This window comes from Pseudarthrobacter sp. Hb11, assembly GCF_059383655.1.
On sequence record NZ_JBWZCM010000001.1, the window covers coordinates 320,726 to 342,636 of the forward strand.

The 21,911-nt window shown below is 65.4% G+C and carries 16 protein-coding genes; 8 read left to right on the top strand and 8 right to left on the bottom strand.

The window, feature by feature from the left end; genetic code table 11:
* Positions 1-15 precede the first annotated feature (15 nt).
* Genes AC50X7_RS01565 through AC50X7_RS01575 form a run of 3 tightly spaced genes read right to left on the bottom strand, consistent with a single transcriptional unit; the run spans position 16 to position 3,407 of the window.
* Positions 16-867 carry a transglutaminase family protein gene (locus AC50X7_RS01565; protein WP_494977447.1) on the bottom strand — a complete coding sequence of 284 codons (852 nt, stop codon included), beginning with the start codon at positions 865-867 and terminating at the stop codon, positions 16-18.
* Positions 864-1,790, bottom strand: a complete 927-nt coding sequence (locus tag AC50X7_RS01570; RefSeq protein WP_102975536.1) for an alpha-E domain-containing protein — start codon at positions 1,788-1,790, stop codon at positions 864-866. The genes AC50X7_RS01565 and AC50X7_RS01570 overlap by 4 nt, the downstream gene beginning before the upstream one ends.
* A 60-nt stretch (positions 1,791-1,850) precedes the next feature.
* Positions 1,851-3,407 (bottom strand): circularly permuted type 2 ATP-grasp protein, encoded by a 1,557-nt coding sequence (locus tag AC50X7_RS01575; protein WP_307095089.1) that lies wholly within the window; start codon positions 3,405-3,407, stop codon positions 1,851-1,853.
* Positions 3,408-3,520: 113 nt separating this feature from the next.
* Between AC50X7_RS01575 and AC50X7_RS01580 the strand changes: the two genes are divergently transcribed.
* Together AC50X7_RS01580 and pepN are read left to right on the top strand one after the other, a co-directional pair.
* Positions 3,521-4,573, top strand: coding sequence for a YeiH family protein (locus AC50X7_RS01580; protein WP_494977448.1), 1,053 nt, complete (start codon positions 3,521-3,523; stop codon positions 4,571-4,573).
* 33 nt (positions 4,574-4,606) lie between these two features.
* The gene (gene pepN, locus AC50X7_RS01585) at positions 4,607-7,243 is read left to right on the top strand and encodes an aminopeptidase N (protein WP_494977449.1); all 2,637 of its coding nucleotides are present in this window, start codon (positions 4,607-4,609) and stop codon (positions 7,241-7,243) included.
* Positions 7,244-7,316: 73 nt separating this feature from the next.
* On the opposite strand, the gene lplAB is transcribed toward pepN, so the two are convergent.
* Together lplAB and AC50X7_RS01595 are read right to left on the bottom strand one after the other, a co-directional pair.
* Complete coding sequence (gene lplAB / locus AC50X7_RS01590) at positions 7,317-8,408, bottom strand: lipoate-protein ligase LplAB (RefSeq protein ID WP_494977450.1); 1,092 nt, start codon at positions 8,406-8,408, stop codon at positions 7,317-7,319.
* 114 nt (positions 8,409-8,522) lie between these two features.
* The gene (locus AC50X7_RS01595; RefSeq protein ID WP_307095092.1) at positions 8,523-8,780 is read right to left on the bottom strand and encodes a type B 50S ribosomal protein L31; all 258 of its coding nucleotides are present in this window, start codon (positions 8,778-8,780) and stop codon (positions 8,523-8,525) included.
* Positions 8,781-9,302: 522 nt separating this feature from the next.
* Here AC50X7_RS01595 and sbnA point away from each other — a divergent pair.
* The 6 genes from sbnA to AC50X7_RS01625 are packed head-to-tail and all read left to right on the top strand — an operon-like array spanning position 9,303 to position 19,382.
* A complete protein-coding gene (gene sbnA / locus AC50X7_RS01600) occupies positions 9,303-10,379 on the top strand; it encodes a 2,3-diaminopropionate biosynthesis protein SbnA (RefSeq protein WP_494977451.1) in 1,077 nt (358 codons plus the stop codon).
* 2 nt (positions 10,380-10,381) lie between these two features.
* Positions 10,382-13,495 (top strand): Pls/PosA family non-ribosomal peptide synthetase, encoded by a 3,114-nt coding sequence (locus tag AC50X7_RS01605; protein ID WP_494977816.1) that lies wholly within the window; start codon positions 10,382-10,384, stop codon positions 13,493-13,495.
* Entirely contained in the window at positions 13,492-16,116 is a 2,625-nt protein-coding gene (locus tag AC50X7_RS01610; RefSeq protein WP_494977452.1) for a non-ribosomal peptide synthetase, read from the top strand. The genes AC50X7_RS01605 and AC50X7_RS01610 overlap by 4 nt, the downstream gene beginning before the upstream one ends.
* A complete protein-coding gene (locus tag AC50X7_RS01615) occupies positions 16,116-17,120 on the top strand; it encodes a TauD/TfdA family dioxygenase (RefSeq protein WP_494977453.1) in 1,005 nt (334 codons plus the stop codon). The genes AC50X7_RS01610 and AC50X7_RS01615 overlap by 1 nt, the downstream gene beginning before the upstream one ends.
* The gene (sbnB, locus tag AC50X7_RS01620) at positions 17,117-18,187 is read left to right on the top strand and encodes a 2,3-diaminopropionate biosynthesis protein SbnB (RefSeq protein ID WP_494977454.1); all 1,071 of its coding nucleotides are present in this window, start codon (positions 17,117-17,119) and stop codon (positions 18,185-18,187) included. Before AC50X7_RS01615 ends, sbnB begins: the two co-directional genes overlap by 4 nt.
* A 52-nt stretch (positions 18,188-18,239) precedes the next feature.
* The gene (locus AC50X7_RS01625; RefSeq protein ID WP_494977455.1) at positions 18,240-19,382 is read left to right on the top strand and encodes a LuxE/PaaK family acyltransferase; all 1,143 of its coding nucleotides are present in this window, start codon (positions 18,240-18,242) and stop codon (positions 19,380-19,382) included.
* Positions 19,383-19,411: 29 nt separating this feature from the next.
* On the opposite strand, the gene AC50X7_RS01630 is transcribed toward AC50X7_RS01625, so the two are convergent.
* The 3 genes from AC50X7_RS01630 to AC50X7_RS01640 are packed head-to-tail and all read right to left on the bottom strand — an operon-like array spanning position 19,412 to position 21,840.
* Entirely contained in the window at positions 19,412-20,245 is an 834-nt protein-coding gene (locus tag AC50X7_RS01630) for a TrmH family RNA methyltransferase (RefSeq protein ID WP_494977456.1), read from the bottom strand.
* 7 nt (positions 20,246-20,252) lie between these two features.
* A complete protein-coding gene (locus tag AC50X7_RS01635; protein ID WP_494977457.1) occupies positions 20,253-21,038 on the bottom strand; it encodes a sulfite exporter TauE/SafE family protein in 786 nt (261 codons plus the stop codon).
* 16 nt (positions 21,039-21,054) lie between these two features.
* Positions 21,055-21,840, bottom strand: a complete 786-nt coding sequence (locus AC50X7_RS01640) for an ABC transporter ATP-binding protein (RefSeq protein ID WP_307095105.1) — start codon at positions 21,838-21,840, stop codon at positions 21,055-21,057.
* Between the last annotated feature and the right edge of the window lie 71 nt (positions 21,841-21,911).

The following is a 21,911-nucleotide window of genomic DNA, read 5'->3' on the forward strand; positions in this document are numbered from 1 at the left end:
TCAGGCCGGGCGCCATCAGGCGAGCTGGGTGATCTCCACGCTGACGTTCAGTGCGGACCCGCCGCCACCGGACAGGATGCCCTTGAGCGGGGACACGTCGCGGTAGTCCCTCCCCCTGGCCACGGTTACGTGGAAGTCACCGGCAGGCTTGTGGTTGGTGGGATCCCAGCTCCGCCAGTCGCCGTCCCAGAACTCCAGCCAGGCGTGCGACTGCCCGGCCACGGTTTCGCCGATGCCTGCGCTCGCCCGCGGGTGCAGGTACCCCGAGACGTACCGGGCCGGGATACCGCAGCTCCGCAGGGCTCCGATGGCGAGGTGGGCGAGGTCCTGGCAAACGCCCTGGCGCTGGCCCCAGGCCTCCTCGGCATTGGTGGTGACGGCGGTGGAGCCGGACATGTACGTCATCTCGCCGCGCATCCATGCGAAGACGGCCATCGCGGCGTCGTGCGGGTTTTTGTCCTCTACCACGCCGGGGATGATGCCCAGGACCTCGTCCCCGGGACCGCTCAGCCTGGACTGGGGAAGCCAGTCGCTGAACGTATTGAGGGTCTCGGGTGCGGCAAGGACGTCCCAGCCCACAATGTCCGCCTCGGAAGGAATCTTTTCGGCGCGGTGTACTTCCACCGTGATGTTGGACACCACTTCGAGGTGCTCATGCGGCATCTGCACGTCGAAGGCCGTGACCCTGGTCCCCCAGTAGTCCCGATAGGTGCTCACTGCTGCCTGCGACGGCGAAACCTTGACCACCGATTCCAGCACCACCTGCTGGGAATCCGTCAGGGGCGTCATCCGGGCCTCGTTGTAGGACAGGGTGACCCGCTTGTTGTACTTGTAGGCCGTCTTGTGAACGATGCTTAGCCGGGTCATGAAACTTCTCCCACCCAGGCCAGTTCGTCCGCCTGATTGAAGTACTTACGGGAAATGGCGTCCGAGGCCTGGGACACTGCCTTCTGCACGCGTTCCATGTGTTCGGGGAGTTCGGACATGAGGTCGTCCGTGCGGTGGAACTCGAGGAACGTGCGCGCCTGCCCCACGATCCGGCGGGCGTCGTTGATGAAGCCCACACGCTGCGCGGAGGGATCCAGTTTGGCAAGGCACTCGTCGGCATCCCGCAGCGCATACACAATGGACCGCGGGAACAGCCGGTCCAGGAGCAGGAACTCTGCAGCGTGCTGGTCGCCGAAGGCGGCCCGGCGGGTGCGCAGGAAGGATTCGTAGGCGCCGGCGCACCTGAGCATGTTGACCCAGGACATTCCTGCGGACAGGACGTCGCGGGTGGACAGCATGCGGGCGGTCATGTCGGCCCGCTCCAGGGAGCGCCCCAACACCAGGAACAGCCAGCTTTCATCATGGCTCACCGTGGTGTCCGCCAGGCCGCTCACCATGGCGGTGCGTTCCAGCGTCCAGTTGCAGAACCGGTAGGTACCCACCACGTCCTTGCGGTGCTGGCTCAACCCGTAGTACGTGGTGTTGAGGCTCTCCCACAGGCCGGAGGAGACCGTTTCGCGGGCGCGGCGGGCGTTTTCGCGTGCGGCTCCCAGGGATCCCGCGATGGACGTGGCGCTGGTCTTGTCGTACGCCAGGGCATGGAGCAGTTCCGGCAGGCCGAAGTCCTCGCTCTGCGGGCGGGCGCCCATAACAGCCAGAAGCTCCTGCGCCACGCTTTTCCGTTCGTCCATGGGCAGGTGGTTCAGCCGCTCCAGGTGCACATCGAGGATGCGCGCCGTGCCGTCGGCACGCTCCACATAACGGCCAATCCAGAAAAGGGACTCGGCAATACGGCTAAGCATTCGCGGCTACCTCCTGCGGGCCCGACACTGGAAAAGACAATCGATGGATCACGGCCCGGTTCACTGCTGCTGCTCCGACTGGCGGTCGCGCCAGTTGCTTTCAACCGGCCACACGGACACGCGTTCGCGCACCGAAATGGACGGCCGGGGCAGGGTCTCCACCGGCACCTGGGGCGAATCGGCAAGGACCCAGGTGTCCTTGGACCCGCCGCCCTGGCTGGAGTTCACAATCAGCGAGCCTTCCTTCAGTGCCACGCGGGTAAGGCCGCCGGGCAGCACCCAGACGTTGTCGCCGTCGTTCACTGCGAAGGGCCGCAGGTCCACGTGGCGGGGGCCGAACTTGTCTCCGCCCAGCGTGGGGACGGTGGAGAGCTGCAGTACCGGCTGCGCGATCCAGCCGCGGGGGTCTGCGATGACCCTCTGGCGGAGGGCGTCCAACTCGTCCTTGGAGGCGTCGGGGCCGATGACCAGACCCTTGCCGCCCGAGCCGTCCACAGGCTTGACCACGAGTTCTGACAGGTTGTCCAGAGTGTACTCGCGGGCTTCCTTCTCCTCCAGGCGGAAGGTGTCCACGTTCGCGATGATGGGTTCCTCGTTGAGGTAGTAGCGGATGAGGTCCGGGACGTAACTGTAGACCAGTTTGTCATCCGCGACGCCGTTGCCCACTGCGTTCGCGATGGTCACCCCGCCTGCCCGGGCTGCGTTGACGAGTCCGGGGCACCCGAGCATGGAGTCGGCCCGGAACTGCAATGGGTCCAGGAAGTCGTCGTCGATCCGCTTGTAGATGACGTCCACGCGCTGCTCACCGGCGGTGGTGCGCATGTAGACGCGGTTTCCACGGCAGATGAGGTCGCGGCCTTCCACCAGTTCCACGCCCATCAGGCCGGCGAGCAGGGTGTGCTCGAAGTAGGCGCTGTTGAACACGCCGGGGGTCAGGACGACGACGGTGGGATCGTCAACGCCCGCGGGTGCGGTTTTACGCAGGGCCGAGAGGAGCCGGCGGGGGTATTCCTCAACCGGGCGGATGAGCTGTTGGCCGAAGGCTTCGGGCAGGCCCTTCGCCATGGCACGCCGGTTTTCCAGGACGTAGCTGACCCCGGAAGGAACGCGCACGTTGTCTTCGAGGACCCTGAAGGTTCCGGCTGCATCACGGACGACGTCGATGCCGGAGATGTGCACCCGCACGCCGCCGGCCGGTTCGAAGCCGTGGACCTGGCGGTGGAAATGTGCACTGGTGGTCACCAGTTGCCGGGGTATCACGCCGTCGGACACCACGTTCATCTTGTCGTACACGTCGTTGAGGAAGGCCTCAAGCGCGTGCACGCGCTGGGCGACGCCGCGTTCCAGCACATCCCATTCCGCGGCGGGAATGACCCGGGGAACGATATCGAGCGGGAAGGGACGCTCCTCGCCGGCAAAGTCGAAGGTGACACCGCGGTCCAGGAAGGTGCGCGCCATCGAGTCGGCACGGGCACTGACATCGGCAAGGGAGAGCTTGCGAAGGGCGTCCGCCACCTGCCCATAAGAGTCACGGGCCTGTTGCCCGGGGGCGAACATCTCGTCGTAGGCTCCGGTCCGGCCGGCGGCCACGGAGTAATCCTGGAATAGGTCTGACATGTCCAATAGCCAACCATCTTTTTGTTTCGAATTCATTACTGCCATCCATTCTGGCGTGTTGGCGGACGTGGTCCGGTTCGTGCATCCCGTGTCTTTTCCGGCACAGTAGGTGAGTGCCAGTCCGCAGAAGCCTCCCCACCCCCGGCCCGGGCATCCCTGGAGGCGCCGACCGGCTGCTTCCGGGCCTGGCTACGGCAGCCGTGGCACTGGCCGCCGCCTTCCTGGTCCACTGGCTCGTTCCAGCCCTCCCGGCCATGACCCTGGCCGTGGTCCTGGGCGTCCTGGCGGCCAACCTGCCGGCGACGGGCGTCTGGACTGCCGGCAGGGCACGCCCGGGGCTGGACTTCGCCGGAAAGCACCTGATGCGCGGCGGGATTGTCCTGCTGGGCCTGAAGGTGAGCGTTATGGACGTACTGGGACTGGGCTGGCTTGCCCTGTTGCTGATCGCGGCGGTGGTGGCCGCCGGCTTCGGCGGAACCTACCTGATCTCCCGGCTGTTCGGGCTTCCGCCGGTGACGTCGCTGCTGGTGGCAACGGGGTTTTCAATCTGCGGCGCTTCCGCAATCGGCGCCATGGCAGCCGTCCGCCGCATCCGGCACGTGGACACCGTCCTGCCGGTGGCGCTGGTGACGCTCTGCGGAACCCTCGCGATCGGTGTCATGCCTCTGCTGATCCATCCCCTGCAGCTCAGCGCGCCGGTTTTCGGTGCCTGGATTGGCGCCTCGGTGCACGACGTCGGCCAGGTGGTGGCCACGGCGCAGACCGCCGGGACTGCGGCACTCGGCATCGCCGTCATCGTCAAGCTCACCCGCGTGCTGCTGCTCGCACCCGTGGCAGCCATCGCGGGAGCGCACCAGCGCCTGACTGCGAAACCCGGCCCGGGGGCGGATGGCAATGCGAAGCTCCCGCCGGTGGTGCCCCTGTTTGTCCTGGGCTTCGTCGCCATGGTGGGTCTCCGCTCCGCCGGTTGGCTGCCGGGAGGATGGCTGGAGGCGGGGGCGGCGGTTCAAGACATCCTGCTGGGCGCCGCGCTGTTTGGTTTGGGCTCAGCGGTGCGGATCCGCCTACTGCTGCACACCGGTGGCCGTGCGCTCCTGGCGGCCCTGGTGTCCTGGCTCCTTATTGCCCTCCTGGGACTTGCGGCCGCCCTGCTGATCGCCGCGTGATTTTGAACACCGGGCGCGTGCTTAGATAGCTGGGTGTTAAATGAGAATCTGCAGCGCAATGAAGCCGCCGAACGTTCAGCCCTGATCAGCACCACCAGCTACGACGTAGCGCTGGACGTGCGGCGGGCAGCGGACCCGGACGTTGCAGGCTATCCAAGCCGCAGCATCATCAACTTCACCGCCGAGCCAGGCTCCTCGACGTTCCTGGATTTCATCGGCGAGGTCCACAGCGTGCTCCTTAACGGCCAGGAACTCCGCGTGGAGCACGCGGTGGGCGGCGCCCGCATCAAGTTGGAAAACCTGCAGGCAGAGAACCAGGTGACCGTCACCGGTACCGCCTTGTACAGCCGCACGGGCGAGGGCATGCACCGCTTCGTGGATCCCGCCGACGGCCAGTGCTACCTCTACACACAGTACGAGCCCGCGGATGCCCGCCGGGTCTTCGCGAACTTCGAACAGCCCGACCTCAAAGCCGCCTTCACTTTCCATGTGACGGCACCCGCCGAATGGCACGTGGCCTGCAACGGCGCGGAAGTGAACCGCACGCTCCTTTCCAGCGACCCGGCCGCGGCATGCTGGGACTTCGCCAGCACCGAACCCATGTCCACCTACATCACCACCGTGCTGGCCGGCCCCTACTTCAAGGCCGAGGACCGCTGGCAGGCAACGCTCGACGACGGCACCCCCCTCGACGTGCCGCTCGCCCTGTACTGCCGGGCGTCGATGGCGGAATCCTTCGACACCGGTGAGCTCTTCCGTCTCACCAAGAACGGCCTGGACTTCTTCAACCGGCTCTTCGACTACCCCTACCCCTGGGGCAAGTATGACCAGGCCTTCGTTCCCGAATACAATCTCGGCGCCATGGAGAACCCCGGCCTGGTGACGTTCACCGAGAACTACGTCTTCACCTCACGTGCCACCGACGCCCAGTACCAGGGCCGCGCCAACACCCTCATGCACGAGATGGCGCACATGTGGTTCGGGGACCTGGTGACGATGCAGTGGTGGGATGACCTATGGCTCAAGGAATCCTTCGCGGACTACATGGGCACACTGGGCGTTGACCGGGCCACCGATTGGGACACCGCCTGGGTCAACTTCGCCAACAAGCGAAAGGCCTGGGCCTACGTCCAGGACCAGCTGCCCACCACGCACCCGATTGTGGCGGACATCCCGGACCTTGAGGCCGCGAAGCAGAACTTCGACGGCATCACCTACGCCAAGGGCGCTTCGGTGTTGAAGCAGCTGGTGGCCTACGTGGGGTTCGAGTCGTTTATCGCCGGGTCCCGCGGGTACTTCCGCAAGCACGCCTACGGAAACACCTCCCTGGCCGATCTGCTTGCGGCCCTCAGCGCCTCCTCCGGGCGGGACCTGGCGGGGTGGGCGCAGCAGTGGCTGCAAACCTCGGGCATCTCCACGCTGTCCCTGGACATCGCTGCAAATGCGGCAGCCGACGACGGCGTGCTGGGCCGGGTGGCAATCGTCCAGAAGGCAATGGACCCGGTCACCGGAAGGGAAGAACTCCGTCCCCACCGGCTGCGCGTGGGTTCCTATGATTTTGATGCCGACGGCGCTTTGGTGCGGACCGGAAGCATCGAGACCGACGTTGTGGGTGCACGGACAGAGCTTGCAGAGCTGACGGGGCAGCCGCGGCCCGCGCTCCTGCTCGTGAATGACGACGACCTTACCTACGCCAAGGTCCGGCTCGACCCGGCGTCAGAGGCCACGGTCCTGGCCTCCTTGGACAGGATCAGGGACCCCATGGCCCGTGCCCTGTGCTGGACGGCGCTCTGGAACTCGGTCCGGGACGGTGAAAGCGCGGCTGCGCGGTACGTTGACACGGTGGCTACCTTCGCTCCAGCGGAAACTGGCATCGGTGTCCTGTTGAACATCCTCGACAACGCAAGAACCGCCGTCGAACGCTACACGTCTGCAGACGACCGGAAAGCCGTGCGGGCCTCCTTCCTGGCGACCGCTGCTGCAGAACTGGACCGCGCCCAGCCGGGCTCGGACCAGCAGCTGGCGTGGGCTCGGACGCTTGCCACCCTCAGCAGGCACGATGACGCGATGCTGCACCGGCTGAGGGGCCTGTTGGACGGAACATCCCCGGTATCAGGCCTGGCAGTTGACGCCGAGCTGCGCTGGCAGCTTTGGCACGCCCTGGCGGCGAACGGGCAGGCAACGGTCGCCGAGCTCGACGCTGAACTGGCCCGCGACACCACAGCCTCGGGACGCGCCGGGCACACTACAGCGCTCGCCGCCCGGCCCGATCCAGAGGTCAAGGCAGCGGCATGGAAAGCGGCCGTGCAGGGGAACGACCTGTCCAACCAGCTGCTGACCGCCACCATCAGCGGCTTCATCACCGCCCCGGAAGGACTGCTTGAACCTTACGCGGAGCCGTACTTTGAGTGCCTTCGCACAGTCTGGGACGGGCGCAGCATCGAGATCGCGAGCCGGATCGTGCGGGGCCTGTATCCACTCGCGCGGGACTTGGCCGAGGGGGCGGAACCGGCAGACCATCCGGTAATCCTGCAGACCGACGAATGGCTGGCCGAGAACGCCGACGCACCCGGCGCCCTGCGCCGGATTGTCATTGAACAACGCAGCCACCTTCTGCGGGCGCTGACGGCGCAGGCGGCCGTCCTCAAAACCCCGTCCGCTGCTCCGTAACCGCCCTTCTCGCCGCTCATAAGGGCACCTGCGGAGCAATCGATGGGATAAGGCCCGGATTCCCTGGGTCTCGTCAGGGGACCCGGTGAAGCCATTCCTCCGTGCCGAACTTGCTTGCCACACGCTCGCGGGCGCTGGCCAGTTCCGTCCCGGTCAGCTCCGATGGCGTGGCGCCATACCGCTCGCTGAAGACTTCCATCATGGCCGCGATGATCTCGGCGCGCGCCAGACCAGTCTGCCGGCGGAGGGGGTCCACCCGCTTCTTCGCACTGCGGGTGCCTTTATCCGAGAGCTTTTCCTTGCCGATGCGGAGTACCTCCACCATCTTGTCGGCGTCGATGTCGTAGCTCATGGTGACGTGGTGCAGCATGCCGCCGTTGGCGAGGCGCTTCTGGGCCGCGCCGCCGATCTTGCCCTGGTCCGTGGCAATATCGTTCAGCGGAATGTAAAAGGCCGTGATGCCCAGTTTTTCCAGCGCCGCCATGACCCACGCATCGAGGAAGGGATAGGAGTCGGCGAAGCTGAGCCCGTCCACCAGGGTCTGCGGCAGATACAGCGAGTAGGTGATGCAGTTGCCCGCCTCCATAAACATCGCTCCCCCGCCGCTGATGCGGCGGACCACGTTGATGCCATGCTTCGCCACACCGCCGGCGTCCACCTCGTTGCGGTAGGACTGGAAGCTGCCGATCACTGTTGACGGTTCCTGCCAGTCCCAAAAACGAAGCGTGGGGTTGCGGCGGCCGGCGCCCACCTCCTCGGTGAGGACCTCGTCGAGGGCTACGTTGACTTCGGTGGGCAGGACTGTGGGCGGAATAAGGTTCCAGTGGTGGTCCGCCCAGGACGTGGCTTTCGCCAGGGCACGCCGGACCGCAATCGCCACGGCGTCGGCAGAAAAGCCGAACAGGGCTGCGCCTTCCGGCAGCGACGCGGTGACGACGGCGGAAAGCTCGGACGCCGTCGTCGTGTCCGGCAATCCCGTGAGCCCCCGGTTGATGTCCAGGAGCGCCTCGTCGGGCTCCAGGAAGAAGTCTCCGCTGAGGGAGACGGCGGCGAGCCGGCCGTCCACCACGTCCAGGTCCACCACCACGAGTTTGCCGCCGGGTACTTTGTACTCGCCGTGCCGGCGGGCGGCGGAACCATCAGTTGGGACGGGCGTGGCAGTCATACGTCCCATCCTGCCCCAGAAAGGCCGGGCCCCTAAAACGCGGCCTGCCGCTAACGCGGAAAAGCCCGCACCGTTGCCGGTGCGGGCTTTCGCTTGAAGCTTGGGGGAAGTGAGTTACTTCTTGCCGCCGAAGCCCTTGAAGCGAGCGTTGAAGCGCTCGACGCGGCCTGCGGCGTCCATGATGCGCTGCTTGCCCGTGTAGAACGGGTGGGACTCGGAGGAGATTTCGACGTCGATAACCGGGTAGGTGTTGCCGTCTTCCCACTCGATGGTCTTCTTGGAAGACACGGTGGACTTGGTCAGGAACTTCGTGCCGGAGGCCAGGTCATTGAAAACAACAGCTTCGTACTTCGGGTGGGTATCAGACTTCATAATGGGACCTTTGTTCGCACAACTGGATTTTGCCAGCTGCCAGGTATGAATGGAATGGCCGCCTCCATGCCCGAAAGACGCAGGGCAGCCAGCTATCAATACTAGCGGAAATGAAGGGTGCCCGCGAACTGCCTGCCGGGCTTGGCCGCGGTGCCGCCTTTATCAGTGAGCGGGGTTGCGAGCGCGAGCAAGTAGGTACTCACGGGGCGTGCGAGTGCGTGTAAGCAGGTACTCACGGGGCGTGGATACAGGTACTCGAAGTGGTTGCGGTGGGCTACGTAACCTGCCTACTGTCAAGTACAGGTTTGAAGCCTCAACTGCATCTCGGAGTATCCGCGGTGGGGAAGCCAGGTATTGCTGCTGGGGGAAATAGCGGCGGCCGCAGTGCTCCATTCGTGCCGCTCTGCGCGGCTCTTCTTGAAAAATGAACCGGTTCGGACGCAGATGTCCGGCACCCTTCACACAAGCTGGCAGGAACATCCCTAACCCTGACCAAGCTCATGGCAGGAACGAGGGAAAAACATGCCGATTATCAAAGATCCCCACCTGTTCAACGAGCAGAGCCTGTTCGTTGACCTGGAAGGGGTGCTGGGCTGCCGCCTTTATTTGAAGATTGAGGGGTTCAATTTTGCCGGCTCAATTAAGCTCAAGCCCGCGCGGGAGATGGTGGAGCGCGCCGAGCGGGAGGGGCTGATCGGCCCCGGCTCCATCCTCGTGGAGTCCTCCTCGGGCAACCTCGGCGTAGCGCTCAGCATGATCGCCGCCAGCAAGGGATACCGCTTCGTGTGTGTGATCGATCCGCGCTGCAACCCGCCAACCCGGCAACTCATGGAGTCGCTCGGGGCACAGGTGGACCTGGTCACCGAACCGGATCCCGTCGGCGGTTTCCTCGGTGCCCGGCTCAACCACGTGCTGGACCTGTGCGCATCCGACGAACGGTACGTGTGGCTCAACCAGTACACCAATCCGGGCAACTGGGGAGCGCACTACCGCTGGACTGCCCCCGAGATTGCCCATCAGTTCCCCGACTTGGACGTGCTGTTCGTGGGAGCCGGGACAACGGGCACCTTGATGGGTTGCGCGCGGTACTTCCGTGAGCATCGGCCTGATGTCCGGATTGTCGCGGTCGATGCCGCAGGATCGGTGTCGTTCGGCGGCCAGCCGGCCACCCGCCTGATCCCGGGACTCGGCATGAGCGTGCGGCCGCCGCAGCTCGACGAGTCCTTGATCGATGACGTGGTGATGGTCGAAGAACTGGACACGGTGCGCGCCTGCCACCGCCTCGCGGCCGCCGGGTTCATGCTGGGTGGCTCTACCGGGACCGTGGTTCACGGTGCCATGTCCTGGCTGGCTGACCACGACGCCCAAGACCTGACGGCGGCTGCCATCTCCCCGGACATGGGCCGTCCCTACCTGGACACTGTCTACAACCCTGACTGGGTGCACGATCATTTCGGCGCCGAAGCGCTGGCAACCGACGATGTGACAGGGGCTCCGGGCCAACCGTCCGACACCGTACCGGAGCCACAGCGCCCTGCACGCGTATCCGTGGCCGGTTACGTCGCCGCCACCGCCGCACTAGGGAATTTCCTGCAGTGAAAATGCGTCTGGACAACCTGCAGGGCGCTCCGCGTTCCACATCTTCCATCGATCCCCTCCTTCCTGAGACAACCGCGGCTCCGGTCGGGAACGGCTTTCCAGCCACTCCGGTCACGGGTGCGGGCGTTGTCCTGGAGCGCCGGCTGGCGGATCTGCTCGCATCGGTGGTGAAGAAGGACGAGGTTCCCGTGGATGCCAACTTCTTCTACGACTTGGGCGCGGACTCGCTGGTCATGGCGCAGTTCTGTGCCCGGGTGCGCAAGCAGCCGGACCTGCCAGCGGTGTCCATCAAGGACATTTACCAGAACCCGACGATCTCGGCGCTGGCCGCGGCCTTGGCGCCGGCGGAAGAGGCGACGGCACAGGTGCAGGTTCAGAACCGGTTGGCGGAGGTGCTGTCCGGCGTGCTCGAGGTCGAGCACGTGCCGGTGGACGCCAACTTCTTCCAGGACCTGGGCGCGGACTCGCTGGTCATGGCGCGGTTCTGCGCCCGGATGCGCAAGCAGCCGGACCTGCCTCCGGTGTCCATCAAGGACATTTACCAGAACCCGACGATCTCGGCGTTGGCCGGGGCCCTGGCGCCGGCGGAAGAGGCGACGGCACAGGTGCAGGAGCGGCTGGCCGAGGTGCTCGCCGGCGTACTCGGCATCCAGCAGGTACCGGTGAACGCCGACTTCTTCCAGGACCTGGGCGCGGACTCGCTGGTCATGGCGCGGTTCTGCGCCCGCATGCGTAAGCAGACGGACCTGCCGGCGGTATCGATGAAGGATATCTACGGTAACCCGACCGTCTCCGCCCTCGCCGCGGCCTTGCAGGTTCCCTCTCAGCAGGACCGGTTGCAGGAGGCTTCACCGGCCGTGGCTTCGGTGCCCAAAACGCCGCGGCCCATGGACGCCCGGACATGGGAATATATCACCTGCGGTGCCCTGCAGGTGCTTGTCTATCTCGGCTACTGCGTGGTCGCCGGACTGCTCACGGTCGTTTGGTACCAATGGGTTTTCCCTGAAGCTGGGTCGGGCAACCACCACTGGCTGAGCCACGGAACAGAATTCTGGGAAATCTACCTCCGGTCAACGGCCTATGCCGCGGCAGTGTTCGTGCTGATGTGCATCCTTCCCGTGGCGGCTAAGTGGATCATCCTTGGGCGTTTCCACCCCGGGGAAATCCGCCTGTGGAGCCTGGCCTATTTCAGGTTCTGGCTGGTAAAGACCTTGATGCGAACCTCCCCCTTGGTGTTACTGAAGGGGTCCCCGCTGACCACCTTCTACCTGCGGGCCATGGGCGCCAGAGTGGGCCGCAACGTGACGATCATGACCACCCGCCTGCCGGTCTGCACCGACCTCCTCACCATCGGGGAAGGGACGGTCATCCGCAAGGACGCAATCCTCAACGGCTACCGCGGCCACGGCGGCGTCATCCAGCTGGGCGCGCTGACGCTGGGCCGGGACGTCATCGTCGGCGAGGGGAGCGTTTTGGACATCGACACTGCATTGGGAGACGGGTCGCAGTTGGGCCACCGCTCCACCCTGTACACTGGCCAGTCCGTGCCCGCCGGCGAGCGGTGGCACGGGTCGCCCGGCCGGCGCACCGACGCGGACTATGGCGGAGTCGAGGCCAAGCCCTACTCGCCCTGGCGCCGGGGATGGTTCGCGACCTCCCAGGTGATCAGCATGGTTGGCCTGGGCCGTATTCTGCTGGCTCAGGCGGTCATGTTGGCTGTCATGGCGAACCCCAACGTTGCGGCACTCCTGGAGACGCAGGCGTTCGCATTCACCAACTGGGTCTTTTACGCCGACGCCATCACCTATGCCGGTCTTGCTGTCTTCGGTGGCACCATCGTGTCTTTGCTCATCGTCACCACCATCCCGCGGGTGGTTCAACTCGCCATCAAGCCGGACACGGTGTATCCGCTGTTTGGTCTGCGGCACGCGGCGGAGCGGGCGGTGTCGAGAATGACCAACAGGCCCATGCTGACGGGATTGTTTGGCGACAGCTCATACGTCGTGAACTACGTGCGGGCCATCGGGTACAAGCAGCCGCAGGTCCAGCAGACCGGCTCGAATCTGGGCACGGTGTTCAAACACGACAACCCGTACCTTTCGACGATAGGCACCGGCACCATGATCGCCGACGCGGTGTCCTTCATGAACACCGATTTCTCGGCGACGTCGTTCAAGGTCAGTCGGGCGGCTATCGGCGCACACAACTTCCTGGGCAACGCAGTGCTCTATCCTGCCGGGGCCAGGACCGGGGACAACTGCCTGCTGGCGACCAAGGTGATGGTCCCCCTCGACGGACCAATGCGCCATGACGTAGGTCTGCTAGGGTCACCGCCGTTCGAGATCCCCCGCTCGGTCCTCCGGGACGCCCTCCCCGAAGAGCATGCGAACCGTGCGCACTTCCGCCGGGACCTGGCAGCTAAGAACAGGCACAACCTGCGCTCGATGGTCCTCTTGATACTGGTGCGGTGGCTTAACATTTCGCTGGCCACGATCATCATGTTCGCCGCCCTCGACCTGTCCGACCAGTTCGGTTTCCTTGCCCTCAGCGTGGCCTTCGTCGTGATGCTCGTGGTTGGCTTGCTGGTTCCCATCGGCATCGAGCGTCTCGCGACGGGACTGAAACCCCTTCAGCCCCAGCTCTGCTCCATCTACAACCCCTACTTCTGGTTCCACGAGCGGTACTGGAAGATGTCGCTGCAGAGCCGATACGCAGGCCTCCTCAACGGGACGCCGTTCAAGCCCCTGGTCTGGCGTCTGCTTGGCGTACGGATCGGAAGCCGGGTTTTCGACGACGGCTGCGGCATCATCGAGCGGACCCTGGTCACAGTCGGCTCCCGTTGCACCCTGAACGCCGGCTCCACCCTCCAATCCCATTCCCAAGAGGACGGCATGTTCAAGTCGGACCACATCGTTGTTGGCGACGACGTCACCCTCGGCGTCTCCGCGTTCGTCCACTACGGCGTGACCGTCGAAGACGGCGCGGTGGTCGCCGCCGACTCCTTCGTTATGAAGGGGACCGTCCTCACCCGCGGGTCCCTGTGGGCCGGCAATCCGGCAGAGGAAGCCCGCGCCACCGCCACATTCCCCGGCGTCCTGGAAAGGACACTGTCATGACCTCCAGCCCCGCGCTCAGCTGCCGCACGGCCGGCCACTCGTTCGATTCGGCCCACGGCGGGCTCTCCCTCCCCGCTGCCGCGTCGACGACGATCCCCAGGTGGACGCAGGATCCACAGCCGGGCCAGGAGCTGGTCGAGCTGCCGGTACCTGAGGACCTGGGTACGGCCGTGCGGACGCTGGCCCGGAGCCTGCAGGTGGCTCCCGGCTCAATCTGGTTGGCGGCACACGCGAGAGTGCTCCAGGCCCTGTCCGGCGAAACGGAGATCATCACCGGTTGCATGGATGCGGCCGGGACGTGGCAGTGCAACCTGGATCTGGCCCACCGGTCCTGGCGAGGCGTCGTCTCCGACGCGGACGGCCGCCAGTTTCGGGCCGATGGGGAGCAGTTAAGCGCCGGGCAAGCTGGTCACGAATCGGCAGCCCCTGGCTACGAGGTGTTGTTCGGCGGCCTTCGGAACGACGATTCCGGTCGACATACCGGGTTGCCGGCCGGCACGGTGCTCGATGTGTCGGTTCGGACCGCGGCCACAAGCCAGGTGCTTAGCCTGAAGTACCGTCTGGATGTTCTCGACGCAGATGCCAGCCGCCGCATCGCCGGCTACTACCTGGCCGCGCTCCGTGGCCTGGTGGCAGACCCGGAGGCGGATCCCCTCGACACCGACCTGGTCGGCCAGGAGGAGCGGCGTTTCCAGCTTGAGCAGCTCGCCGGGCCCGAGCGACCCCGGCCGCAGCGCCGTTTCCACGAGCTGTTCGAGGAGCGGGTCAGCCAGCATCCCGAACGTATCGCGGCCGTTCAGCACGCGCGGGAGTGGACGTACGCAGAGCTGAACGCCCGCGCCAACCGGATTGCCCGTGCCCTGCTCGCGCGCGGGCTGCGCGCGGAGGACATCGTGGCGGTCGTCGCCGAACGGGATCTGGAGTGGATGGCCGCTGTAATCGGCATCTTCAAAGCCGGGGGCGCATACCTGCCGATCGAGCCGCACTTCCCGGCCGACCGGATCGCCAGGACGCTCACGCGGGCCGGGGTCCGGGTAGTGCTCACCGAAGGCGGCAGCACCACCACCCTCGATCAGGCACTGGCAGGAATGCCTGCAGTTATGAAGCTTCTGTTCGAGGACATCGAAAGCGACGGCTACCCCGCTGACGACCTCAACATGGAAATCCGTCCCGATCAGCTCGCTTACGTCTACTTCACTTCCGGGTCCACTGGTGAGCCGAAAGGCGCGATGTGTGAGCACGACGGCATGGTGAACCACCTGTACGCCAAGATCGAGGACCTGGGGATTCGCCCTGGGGACGTCATCGCCCAGACCGCCCCCCAGTGCTTCGACATCTCGCTGTGGCAATTGGTCTCGGCGCTGCTCGTGGGCGGCCGCACACTCATCGTCGGGCAGGACCGCATCCTCGACGTCGAGCGTTTCATCGACACGGTGGAACGGGGCGCGGTGACGGTCTTCCAAGTCGTCCCGTCGTATCTGGACGCCGTGGTGGCCTACCTGGGCGGCAAACCTCGCGCCTTACCGCTCCTCCGCTGCGTCTCGGCGACCGGGGAGGCTCTAAAGCGTGAGCTGGTCCGCCGCTGGTTCGACGTGATGCCGAACGTCAAGCTGGTCAACGCCTACGGGCTGACGGAAACCTCCGACGACACGAACCACGAAGTGATGAGTGCAGCGCCCGCGGGCGGCTCCGTGCCACTGGGCCCGCCAATCCCGAACGTCCGGATCCATATCCTTGACGAGCGGCAGCGGCTGGTGCCGCTTGGAGCGCCGGGAGAGATCGCCTTCTCGGGGGTGTGCGTGGGCCGCGGCTACGTCAACGACCCGGAGCGTACTGCACAGGCCTACTCCACCGATCCCTACGTTGACGGCGCGCGGCTTTACCGGGCTGGCGACTACGGCCGCTGGTCCCCGGACGGCAAGCTGGAGTACCTGGGCCGGCGGGACAATCAAGTCAAAATCTCCGGGTTCCGCATCGAGATCGGCGACATCGAGAACGCGCTGCTGCGGGTTCCCGGCGTCCGCGACGGTGCGGTCGTCGTGGGCGAGGGCGCCGGGCAGTCCAAGTTCCTCGTGGCGTTCTACTCCGGCGATCTGCCGCTTGAGGTTGACGAAATACGCAGCGAGATGGCCGCGCGTGTACCGGGCTACATGGTTCCGTCTGCGTACCGGTGGCAGGAGAGGCTGCCCCTGACCGGCAACGGAAAGATCGACCGCAAGGCCTTGACCCGCATGGCATTGGAGGTTCTCCCCGAGGCCGGAATCGCCCGGGAAGCCCTTTCCGCAACCGAGCAGCGGCTCGCCGAGGCATGGGCGACGGTGCTCGGCCTGCCGGTGGGCCGGATCGGCGGGCAGGACTCGTTCTTTGCGCTGGGCGGGACTTCGCTGTCCGCGGTGAAGCTCGCCGTTCTGCTCAAGCGCGCAGTGTCGATCAAGGACATCATGCAGACGCCCATCCTGGCGGACTTGGCGGCACTGCTCGAAGCCTCGTCCCTGGCCGGCGCTGCCGTTTCTTCCGTCCCGCGGCCGGCAGGAGCCGCCGCGGAGCCCGACTCCATGGCCGGGGTGGGAGGACCGGTTGGCCACTCCCGCCAGCTACCCATGAAAGGAAAGGACCTCTGATGCCGTCTCCTACACCCAGGATGCAGTTCGATGTGGAACGCCGCCCTGGCCGGGCGCCGATGCTCACCGTCGAGGATGGCCCCGGCCCCGTGCGATGGGCCGAACAGAACCGTGAGGCGCTCCGTGCGGCTGTGGATGAGCACGGCGCCGTCCTGGTCCGCGGCCTGGGCCTCCGGGATCCGGCCGAAGTGGCGGATGCCTTCCAACAACTGGTTTCTGGCGGCCTCATGCCGGACCGTGAGGCGTTCGCCACCAGGCAGCCCTACTTGGACGGCGTGTACTCATCCCTCACATGGCCGGCAAACCAGCCCATGTGCATGCACCATGAGCTCAGTTACGCGCTCGAGTTCCCCGGGTTGATGCTCTTCGCCTGTCTCCGGGCACCGAGCGCCGGTGGGGTGACCGGCGTGGCGGACGCCCACGCCGTGCTCGATGCCATACCCCCGGACATTGTTCGGCGGTTCGAAAACGAGGGGTGGCTGCTCGCCCGCAGCTATAACGAAGACATCGGCGCCACCTATGAGGAGGCGTTCGGGGTTTCGAACCGCGCCGACGTCGAGAGCTACTGCCGCGCGCACGAAATCGAGTTCGAGTGGCAGAGCGACGGGGAGCTGCGCACCCGGCAACGGCGCCCCGCAGTTGTCCGGCACCCGGTGACCGGCGAGCGCTGCTGGTTCAACCAGGTGGCGTTCCTGAGCGAATGGACGATTGCGCCCGAGGTGCGGGAGTACCTGGTGGACGTCTACGGTCCCGACGGGCTGCCCTTCAACACCCGCTTTGGCAACGGTGACCCGATCGAAGAGGAAACCATCGCCCTGCTGAACGAGGTCTACGAGGACCACACTCTTCGAACCCCCTGGGAGACAGGGGACCTCATGCTGGTCGACAACGTCCGCATGGCGCACAGCCGCGAGGCCTATGAAGGGCCTCGGGAGATTCTGGTCGGCATGGCCGAGCCGCGCAACGTATTCGATCTCGATACCGACACCAAGGACGGTGCATGATGACAAAATTTGCCACTTCCCCGATCACAACGGCCTTGGAGCCGAAGACAGTTCCGCCTTTCGCGGTCATTGCCGGGGCCCAGGTACAGCAGGTGCTCCAGGGGCGGGAGAAACAGGTCGTCGAGCTGGTTGAGCAAACCTACCTTGTTCATGCAGCGGGAGACTCGGTAAACCCCCCGTCTTACTTCCTGCGCTTCCCGGACCGACCCACCTCGCGCATCATAGCCCTGCCCGCCTCGATCGGCGGACCGGTAGAGGTTGACGGCATCAAATGGGTCTCCAGTTTCCCGGACAACGTCGCGTCAGGGATTCCGCGCGCCTCAGCGGTGTTGATCCTCAACGACCAGGCGACGGGCTACCCCTTTGCATGCATGGAGGGCTCCATTATCAGCGCCTCCAGGACCGCTGCATCGGCCGCCGCGGCTGCTGACTGGCTCAGCCGGGGACGCGGGCGTCCCCGGCGCATCGGGTTCTTCGGGGTTGGCCTCATTGCCCGGTACATCCACACCTTCCTGAACGGAACCGGCTGGTCCTTCGACGAGATCGGGGTGTTCGACCTCTCGGGCGAGAGCGCGGAGGGATTCAAGGGCTATCTCGAACGCAGCGGCACCAGAGCCCGGGTCACCGTACATGAGGGCCCCGAGCAGCTGATCAGAAGCAGCGACCTCGTCGTGTTCGCCACGGTGGCTGGCCAGCCGCACGTGCATGACACGACGTGGTTCGACCACAACCCCCTGGTGCTGCATGTGTCCCTGCGCGACCTGGCGCCGGAGATCCTGCTGGCGTCGACCAATATCCTCGACGACGTGGATCACTGCCTGAAAGCCGGGACATCGGCCCACCTCGTGGAGCAGATGGTCGGCCACCGGGACTTCGTGGACGGCACCTTGGCCGACGTCATGGAAGGCAGGGTCTCCTTGGCGGACGACCGCCCCATTGTGTTTTCACCGTTCGGCCTGGGCGTACTCGACCTGGCACTGGGCAGGTACGTTTACGACGAACTTGCCGCCAGTGGCCAGCTCCGGGTGGTCGAGGATTTCTTTTCCGAGTTGCGTCGGTACGGCTAACCCTGCGGTGCAACCCGCATTCATCGATTCGCACTCAACGAGGAGTGACACAATGCTCTCCCTACCGCAGATGCTGGGGAATGTGTCCAAGGCCTACGTCCAGTCCCCTGAGGACTGGGCACGGTCGGTCACCGACGTCCTGCGGGACGCCGCGATCTACCACCAGGCTGGAAACGGCTTCTACCGCGCCCAGTGTGACGCCCTGGGGGTCGACCCCGCCACGATTAACGACATCAGCGACCTGCAATCCCTGCCACTGTTGCCGGTCAGTATGTTCAAGCGTCCCGACGCCAAGGTGCTGCTCACCTGTTCCCTGGCCGACGTCGAGACCGAAACCCGCTCCAGCGGAACCCGCGGTGTCCCGTCCGTCACCCCCCGCAACAGCGAGACGTTGACCCTGGCGCTGGTCGCCCTGACCGGGACCTACCGGGCGTTTTTCAACCTGTCCGGTGGCGCGGGACTTTTCTTGAATCCTTCGGACCCCGAAGCCTCGGAAATGGGACTGCTCAAGGACTTGAACATCCTGAACAGCGTCTTCGACCACCACGCATATCTCGTTGCCGACGAGGCGTTCGACGCCGGGGAGGCCCTGGAGCACCTGCGCCGGTGGGAGGGTCATATGACACGCCACATCGTCAGTCCGCCGTTCCTCGTCGACCGGCTCCTCCGGTTCCTTGAGCGGGAGAACATCAGTGTGCGCTTGGACCCGTTCAGCATGATCATCACCCTCGGCGGCTGGAAGCGGCACACGGCCGAGGCCATCCCTGATGAAAACTTTCGGGAGCGGTGCCACGACTTGCTCGGCGTGCGCGCAGTGAACATGCGTGACATGTACGGGATGGTCGAGTCGAACATGCTCGCCGTCGAATGCCACCTGCATCGTAAGCACGTTCCGCCGTGGTGCTACATCTCCATCCGGGACCCTGGCCAGAGTGGCAAGGAGATCGCCCCTGGGGAGACCGGTACCATCGCCGTACTGGACGCCCTCAGCACCAGCTACCCCGGTTTCCTCCTCACCGACGACATGGGCGACGTCGAGACCGGCACCTGCGGGTGCGGCAGAACCGGCCAAGTCATCAACTTCCGCCGCCGGGGGCAGGGCGGCGGGCTTGGCCGCTGCCCCGTCAGCATCGAGCGCTACCTCGGTTCGGGCACTCCCGCGAACTATGAGACGCCGGCGCTTGTGAAGGCCTAGCTTAGGAACCGCAGTTGGGGCGGTTCCGCCTACCGGGTCGCGTAGAACGCAACCGCCGATGAGGCGGCAACATTCAGCGAATCCACGCCATTCATCATCGGAATCGTCACGCGCGCGTCGAGCAACCGCTCAGTCTCGGGCTTTAGCCCGTCACCTTCGGTACCGAAGACCAACACCAGATTCTGATGATCCTGCGCCACCAGCTCATCAAGAGTGATGGCCCCCTCCCCCAGAGACATGCCTGCAACGAAGTAGCCCGCCTCTTTCAGCTGTTCGATACTGGCCGGCCACGATTCGATCCGCGTCCATGGCACCTGGAAGACCGTGCCCATTGACACGCGGATCGAGCGGCGGTAGAGCGGGTCAGCACATTGCGGCGTCACCAGCACGCCGTCGACGCCGATCGCTGCGGCGCTGCGAAAAACCGCACCTACGTTTGTATGGTCCGTAAGGTTCTCCAGGATCGCGATCCTTGATCGCCCTCCTGCACGACCGCGGTCGGACTCCTGCGCACTGGCCAGCAGTTCCGGCAGCGGTACCGGCGCGGGCCGCTGCATGGCAGCCATGGCACCGCGGTGAAGATGGAAACCGGTGATCTCCTCCAGCAGGGCCGCGCTGCCGATGAAGGCCGGGACGTGGGGGTAGGCGTCGAGGATGTCCTGAAGGTCGTGCAGCCACTTTTCCGCGAGGAAGAAGGACCGGGGCTGGTGCCCTGCGTCCAGGGCGCGGCGCAGCACGCGGGAGGATTCGGCGATGTACATGCCCTCCGCAGGCTCCCGGATTTTGCGCAGGTGCACATCCGTGAGCTGGGTGTAGTCGGACACCCGGGGGTCGGCGGTAGATTCGAGATAGTGGATTGTCACCGGGTGATTATTTCAGCAGATTCGCGATCATGAATCCCAGCGCCACCAGCCCCAATACGAAGATCACGGCGCGCAGCACCTTCGGGGACAGCCGCCGCCCCACTTTGGAGCCCAGGATGCCGCCGATGCTCGAACTGACGGCGATCAGCAGCACCACGAGCCAGTTGATGCGGTCGAACGCGAACAGCAGATAGGAGACGGCGGCCACAAGGTTTACGCCGAGCACCAGGATGTTTTTCATGGCGTTGGCGTTCTGGATGGTGCCTGTGAGGAAGACCCCCAGGATGCCCACCAGCAGAATTCCCTGCGCAGCTACGAAGTAGCCGCCGTAAACACCGGCGAGGTAGACCAGGACCACCAGGAGGACACCGTGCCGCTTGTCCCGCACGGCGTGCTCCGGGTTCTCCTCCCGGTTGCGGACCCACGCCTGCATGCGCGGCTGGAACACCACCATCAGGAGGGCCAGCACCAGAAGGACGGGCGCAACGTAGTGGAAGACTTTCTCGGGCAGGTGCAGGAGCAGCCATGCGCCGGAGACGCCGCCCAGGAGCGAGGCAGGGAGCAGCCGCATGAGCTGCCGGCCGCGGCCCTGCAGTTCACGCCGGTAGCCGAAGGCGCCGGCTGCGGTGCCAAAGACAAGCCCCATGGCGTTGCTCATGGAAGCCACCACCGGGGTGACTCCCAGAGCGATGAGCACGGGGAAGGTTACCAGTGTGCCGGAGCCAACAACGGCGTTGATGGTGCCGGCCCACAGGCCGGCGATGGACACAAAGATGCTGCTGAGAAGGTCCAAGGTGCTGCGCTGCTGCCTAGCGGCTGGCGACGGCGGTGTACCGGCCCGCGTTGACGGACACGTCCAGGTCCAGCCCGAACGTTGTACTGAGGTGTTCGGCGGTCAGGACCTCGGTGATGGGACCTGCGGCGACCACTCCGCCGTCGCGCAGCAGCATGGCGTGCGTGAATCCCGGCGGGACTTCCTCAAGGTGGTGCGTCACGAGGACCATGGCCGGTGCTGCCTCGTCCCGGGCGAGCTCTCCGAGCTTGTGGACGAGCTCCTCGCGGCCGCCGAGGTCCAGGCCGGCAGCGGGCTCGTCCAGCAGCAGCAGTTCCGGGTCGGTCATAAGGGCGCGGGCGATCTGGACCCGCTTGCGCTCACCCTCAGACAACGTTGCGAAGGTCCTGTTCAGGAGCGGGCCCATCCCCCAGTCGTTGAGCAGGCGGAAGGCCCGCCGCTCGTCGTCGCGCTCGTATCCTTCACGCCAGCGGCCGGTGACGCCGTAGGCGGCGGTGACCACAACGTTGAGGACGTTTTCGTGTTCCGGGATCTGGGTTGCCAGGGCGGCGGAGGAGAGGCCAATGCGGGGGCGGAGTTCGAAGACGTCCACACGGCCCAGGATCTCGTCCAAAATCCCGGCCTTGCCACTGCTCGGATGCATGCGCGCGGCGGCAATCTGAAGGAGAGTGGTTTTGCCTGCGCCGTTGGGGCCGAGGATTACCCAGCGTTCGCCTTCATTGACTTCCCAGTCAACCTTGTCCAGCAGAGTCTTTTTACCTCGGACAACGCTGACGGAAGCCAATTCCAGAACATCACTCATAGGAGTAGACACTAGGACAAAAAAGAGGCCGACTGATAACCGGTGCCGCATAGTGCCGCAAGCCCGCTCGC